This window comes from Komagataeibacter europaeus LMG 18890, from assembly GCF_000285295.1.
GTDB classification, from domain to species: Bacteria; Pseudomonadota; Alphaproteobacteria; order Acetobacterales; family Acetobacteraceae; genus Komagataeibacter; species Komagataeibacter europaeus.
In genome coordinates this window covers 1-3,480 of record NZ_CADP01000184.1, presented here as the reverse complement: position 1 = coordinate 3,480, position 3,480 = coordinate 1, and the positions used below count along the sequence as shown (strand labels likewise).

Below are 3,480 nucleotides of genomic sequence, written 5' to 3'. Positions count from 1 at the left end.
CTGTATCCGCTCACCACGTCATGGAAAATTCGTGGATGGATATATTCGGACTAAAAAACTTATCATCGACATTGAGGTGAGTCGTAGCTTCTGTGCCAGGCCCGCTGCAGGAGCCAGTTTACGCCGTCTGATAGCGTAATCAGGGGCAGGCTTCGCCGCTTACAATTTGCATAGAACTTGATGCTCATGGTGCAATGTGATCGATGTAGGCAACGTAACGCAATATATAATTCAGCTTTCGATACGCCATATTTTGCCGATTGCATAAAGACTTACACTCCGGCAATATTATTCGGTAAAAATATAGCGGAGAGGCTTTATCATGGACCAATCAGACGACCTATCCCCGGCAATTGTAATTGCCATGAGCGACATCGTGGCAGCGCATCTCGGCAATACCAATACTTCTCTGCCGACAGAACACGTCCCGGCGTTTATCCGTGATGTCTACGCTGCTATCCGCGAAACAACACCGGTCCCAGAGAAAAACGCCAGCATTCCGGCCCAGCAGCCCGCAGTTCCAGTCGCGCAGTCGGTATTTCCTGAATACATCGTCTGTCTGGAAGATGGCAAAAAACTCAAAATGCTCAAGCGTCACCTGCAGACAAGGTATGGGATGACGCCAACGCAATACCGAGAGAAATGGCAGCTTCCTATGGATTATCCCATGGTTGCTCCGGAGTATGCCAAAATGCGGGCGGCTCTGGCGCGAGACGCGGGCCTTGGACGTAAGATTTTGGTGCCCCCGACCGCTCCCGTGGACGAGGCACCCGCAGCACCTTCTGTCGATAGTGCAGCGAAAGAAATATCGGTCGATACTGCTGAGGCCGTAGTACCCACCAAAAAAACCATTTCGCGGCGATCCAGGTCGTCGGCAACTGAATCTGGATCTTCCGCAGCGTCGCCAAAGAAAATGCCTCGTTCCAAGGCCTCAGCGAAACCGCGTGCGGTACGGAAAACCGGCACGAAAGCAAAAGGGGCCAAGGTCTGACTGATCAGCCCGGCCTATCGGGCGTGGTTATAAGGCAACCAGGCATCCACGCATCACTCGAACTTCAGGATGACCAGATGGTGAATGTCCACGAGGAAGATGGTCGAGTTATCATTGAGCCAGTTCGCGCCACACCGCTCAAACTGGAAGACCTCGTCGCCGGGATTACCGATTTGAACCAGCATGAGGAAATTGACTTTGGACAGTCTGTAGGTGACGAAAGCTTGTGAGCACCAAATCCCAGGTCACGTGGGTTCCTGACTGCGGCGATATTGTCTGGTTGGAATTTGACCCTCAGGCAGGGCGGGAACAGGCTGTGCATCGGCCAGCGGTGGTTCTCAGCCCTGCGAGTTATAATGCCAAAGCGGGGATGATGCTTTGCTGCCCTACGACCACTAAAATCAAAGGCTATCCGTTTGAAGTGGTCGTGATCGGAAAACCCGCCAGTGTGGTGCTCTCGGATCAGATGAGAAGTCTGGATTGCCGGGTGCGGAGCGCGAAGCTCAAAGGAAAGGTCTCAGCGAAGGAACTTGAGGCAGTTCGTCAGCGCGCCAGATTATTGGTTGGTTGAGGAAAATAAAGAATCCCGCACATTTCGAGGTAGTCAAACATGTCCTGTCGGGCTTCCTGATGTGTGTTGTAGGCTCGATGCCGGACGCGCTTGGGCGATGAGCAATCGATTACGTTCCGCACCATCATACAGGGCGAGGGCGGTAATTTTTCCTGTCATGATTAAGGGTAAGGTGGAAACCTTAATTACTGGTATTGGGTGCAGAACCTTGCGCAAGGTTCTGTCTTTTGTGCGGATTCATAGACGGGAACCGGAGATGAAAGCTCTTCAGGCTGGGAATATGGATCAACTGACAGACTGCTTTCGCCACCGAATCCATATGTCTTATAAGATTTGTTATGCCAACAAACAACCGGATACACCTGCGGTGCTCGTGACAGGACGCCGTGGATGGCAACAAGACAGATGAATATTCGCCGCCATAATCCATCTCATGACCGCAATCCTTAATTCACGATATTTTCCAACAATCCTCAGTCAAGGATCGATCATAGCAGCGTAGTCGCCAGACCGACCTGAGGTCCCGCTTCGGCAAGACGCCGATCCAGGGTACACAATGTTGAGCCATGATCCGCACAAACCGCCAGATGGAGGGCGTCTCCGGCACGAAGACCCAGAGTGTACTGATCCGAGAACCGCGCCGCCGTCCGGAAGTTCTGACTGGTCACAGGCACGACACCAAAACTTTCTGCGCAAAGACGGGTGAACATGGCCAGGCTGTTCGCTCGATCCATGACGGTTATCTGGCCTGTGCGCAGCTTGATCGACAGGGCAGAAGAAAACTCGGTGACCACCCAATCACTGACAGAAAGATCTTCAGGCGCCTGGGCACCAAGCCAGTCCTGCATTCGGGTCGTCTCTCCCTCATTGGTCAGGGCCGCCACAAGAACCGATGTATCGATATAAAGACTCAATACCTTGCCTCATCACGCATGGCACGGACAGTTTCGGCAGCAGATTCCTTTTGCGGTGTCATAGCGTTGGTCAGCAAGCGAAGAGCACTCACGGCAATGGGTTTACGTACCGGCTCCGCCTTGACAAGTTGCGCAACAACCTTGCCGCGGCGAAGAATACAGACGGACTCTCCATCCTTCGCCAGATCAACCAGACGACTGAGATGGGCTTTGGCTTCTACCAGATTGACTGTCTGCATCCTAGACTCCGAACCGCTAAACTGGTCACTTTATAGCGGAAAAAAGTCGCCTTACCTAACAGAATATGCGTCGGACAGAGGTGATGTTGTGGACGGCCCCCGCACGAAATGTGCGAGGATGAAATCGTCACCGTCTGCAACGCATGGAGCCATGTGTGGACGGCCCTGACGATGCAAGTGGAAAGTATGATTTTGGTGGTCGGGTGCAGCCATGTGTCCGGCCTGTTTGCGCAGCCCGGGGGCTGCTGGCCCTGATGAAGTCCGCGGATTGGATTCCTGATCACCTCTGCGCGCTTTTGCTGCGCTTGGTCCCGTCGGGTTTATCCTCTCCCCGGCCTGACCGGTTCGCCATCATATATCACCACTCCGCACATTCACCTTCGTCGCTTCTGGTGTTCGACGAGGGCAAATCTCTGAATTCTTTCAGGCGCTCCTGGCGCTGTATGCATTGCCCGTTGTGAGAAGTGCCCAGACAATCCTGGCAGTCTTGTTGGCGAGAGCGACAGATACGACACGCGCCGCCTTCTTCTCGAGCAACTTTGCGGCCCATTGACGACTGGCGTTTTCCTTGCGTGCAAGACGGATCACCGCCGTGGCGCCCAGCACGAGCAGGCGTCTGAGATAGCTATCCCCCTGTTTGCTGATGCCAACCTGTCGTTCCTTGCCACCACTGCTGTGACTTTTGGGCGTCAGACCGAGCCACGCAGCGAATTGACGGCCTGACCGGAAAGTCGAGGCATCCGGAACGGCCGCGACGATCGCGCT

General features: G+C 54.0%; 6 protein-coding genes. 2 read left to right on the top strand and 4 right to left on the bottom strand.

The genetic code is table 11. The annotated features are described in order from the left end of the window. Positions 1–322: 322 nt before the first annotated feature. The gene (locus GEU01_RS20135) at positions 323–991 is read left to right on the top strand and encodes a MucR family transcriptional regulator (RefSeq protein ID WP_010517199.1); all 669 of its coding nucleotides are present in this window, start codon (positions 323–325) and stop codon (positions 989–991) included. A 53-nt stretch (positions 992–1,044) separates the two neighbouring features. On the opposite strand, the gene GEU01_RS27370 is transcribed toward GEU01_RS20135, so the two are convergent. Further along, positions 1,045–1,176, bottom strand: coding sequence for a hypothetical protein (locus GEU01_RS27370; protein ID WP_258367913.1), 132 nt, complete (start codon positions 1,174–1,176; stop codon positions 1,045–1,047). A gap of 41 nt (positions 1,177–1,217) precedes the next feature. Between GEU01_RS27370 and mazF the strand changes: the two genes are divergently transcribed. Beyond that, positions 1,218–1,562 (top strand): endoribonuclease MazF, encoded by a 345-nt coding sequence (mazF, locus tag GEU01_RS25120; protein WP_010517204.1) that lies wholly within the window; start codon positions 1,218–1,220, stop codon positions 1,560–1,562. Positions 1,563–2,050: 488 nt separating this feature from the next. Here mazF and GEU01_RS20125 read toward each other — a convergent pair whose 3' ends face one another. The 3 genes from GEU01_RS20125 to GEU01_RS20110 form a co-directional block, all read right to left on the bottom strand. Beyond that, entirely contained in the window at positions 2,051–2,476 is a 426-nt protein-coding gene (locus tag GEU01_RS20125; RefSeq protein WP_026018907.1) for a type II toxin-antitoxin system VapC family toxin, read from the bottom strand. After that, positions 2,473–2,715: a type II toxin-antitoxin system Phd/YefM family antitoxin gene (locus GEU01_RS25115; protein ID WP_081500041.1), complete on the bottom strand. Its 243-nt coding sequence runs from the start codon at positions 2,713–2,715 to the stop codon at positions 2,473–2,475. Before GEU01_RS25115 ends, GEU01_RS20125 begins: the two co-directional genes overlap by 4 nt. Positions 2,716–3,138: 423 nt before the next feature. Then, positions 3,139–3,480: IS110 family transposase (locus GEU01_RS20110; protein WP_019087478.1), on the bottom strand; the 342-nt coding region annotated here is incomplete at its 5' end.

Coding starts and splice junctions, on each gene's coding strand:
- GEU01_RS20135 (WP_010517199.1), top strand. CDS start 323: ATGGACCAATCAGACGACCTATCCCCGGCAATTGTAATTGCCATGAGC.
- GEU01_RS27370 (WP_258367913.1), bottom strand. CDS start 1,176: ATGCTGGTTCAAATCGGTAATCCCGGCGACGAGGTCTTCCAGTTTGAG.
- GEU01_RS25115 (WP_081500041.1), bottom strand. CDS start 2,715: ATGCAGACAGTCAATCTGGTAGAAGCCAAAGCCCATCTCAGTCGTCTG.